1 protein-coding gene is annotated in these 1,599 nt (G+C 70.6%); it reads left to right on the forward strand.

Translation table 11 applies throughout. The features are described 5' to 3' along the window. Positions 1-349 precede the first annotated feature (349 nt). Positions 350-1,597, forward strand: a complete 1,248-nt coding sequence (locus tag ACFXHB_RS44790; protein WP_380582990.1) for an IS110 family transposase — start codon at positions 350-352, stop codon at positions 1,595-1,597. The last annotated feature ends 2 nt before the right edge of the window (positions 1,598-1,599 follow it).

The following is a 1,599-nucleotide window of genomic DNA, read 5'->3' on the forward strand; positions in this document are numbered from 1 at the left end:
GGGGCGGCTGGTCTTGCTGATGGACGGGTTCGTGGTGACCCGCGGGTGCCGGGTGAATCCCTGTGGGTTCCCGGCCCTGGAGGCCTTACGAGAGACCGGCGACAGCCGGCGCCCTCGGGCCACCGCGATGCCCGTCCGGAACTTGTGTTCGTTGATCGTCTTGGTGCGAGCCCGCCGCAGGGCGACCTCTTCCTTTGTCCCGAGCCGCGAGCTCTTCACAAGACAGAGGCCCCTGCGGTCCGCTGGTGCCACGAACGGCTGGCGAGATGGCGGACCGACGAGTCCTTGGATTAGGTCGCCGCGTGGCCCGCACAGGCTTCCCACCTGCGCGAACAGCAACAGAACGGAGATGGATGTGACAGTGTTCTGCGGCATCGACTGGGCCGAGGGCCACCACGATGTCGCCCTGGTCGACGAGGCGGGCACCCTGCTCGCCAAGCGCCGCATCAGCGACGACGCGGACGGCTACCGCCTGCTGCTCGACCTGCTCGCCGAGTACGGAGACACCTCCGAGGCCCCGATACCAGTGGCCATCGAGACCTCGCGCGGCCTGCTGGTCGCCGTCCTGCGGATCGGCAAGCGGCCGATCTACGCGATCAACCCGCTGGCCGCCGCCCGCTACCGCGACCGGCACGGCGTGAGCCGCAAGAAGTCGGACCCCGGCGACGCGCTGGTCCTGGCGAACATCCTGCGCACCGACATGCACGCCCACCGGCCGCTGCCCGCCGACACCGACCAGGCCCGCGCCATCGCCGTACTCGCCCGCGCCCAGCAGGACGCGGTCTGGAACCGCCAGCAGCTGGTCAACCAGGTCCGCTCGCTGCTGCGCGAGTACTACCCGGCTGCCCTGGACGCCTTCCTCGGCAAGCAGTACGGCCTGGCCCGTGCGGAAGCCCGCGCAGTCCTGGCCGCCGCCCCGACCCCGGCCAGGGCCGCTCGGCTGTCCCTGCCCCAACTGCGGGCCGCGCTCAGACGGGCCGGCCGACAGCGGGGTATCGACGCCGAAGCCGAGCGCCTGCACGAGGCCTTCCGCGGCGACCACGCCCGCCAGCCCACTGCCGTCGAGGATGCGATGGGACACCAACTCGCAGCACTGGTACGACAATTGGATGCGGCATGTCTTGCAGCCGACGGGCTCGCCGAGGCGGTCGAGGCCCATTTCCGACAGCACCCGGACGCTGAGATCCTGCTCAGCTTCCCCGGCCTCGGGGTCCAGCTCGGCGCCCGGGTGCTCGCCGAGATCGGGGACGACCGCGCCCGCTTCGCCGACGCCCGCGCGCTGAAGGCCTACTCCGGCTCCGCACCGGTCACCCGCGCCTCCGGCAAGAAGCGCCACGTCGGACGCCGACACATCAAAAACAACCGCCTCATCGACGCGGGCTTCCTCTGGGCGTTCTCCGCCCTGCGGGCATCGCCCGGAGCCAAAGCCCACTACAAGCGGCGACGCGAGCGCGGGGACTGGCACGCGGGAGCTCAGCGGCACCTGTTCAACCGGATGATCGGACAGCTCTACCACTGCCTGCAGAGCCGGCAGCTCTTCGACGAACAACATGCGTTCACCTCCGGTCCCTCAGCGGCTCTGGCCGCGACGGCTTGACT

Origin of the sequence: Kitasatospora sp. NPDC059327 (assembly GCF_042752535.1) — a bacterium.
Classification (GTDB): Bacteria; Actinomycetota; Actinomycetes; order Streptomycetales; family Streptomycetaceae; genus Kitasatospora.

What these genes read in the sequence shown, in the direction of transcription:
- ACFXHB_RS44790 (WP_380582990.1), top strand. Translation starts at nt 350, where the DNA reads ATGGATGTGACAGTGTTCTGCGGCATCGACTGGGCCGAGGGCCACCAC.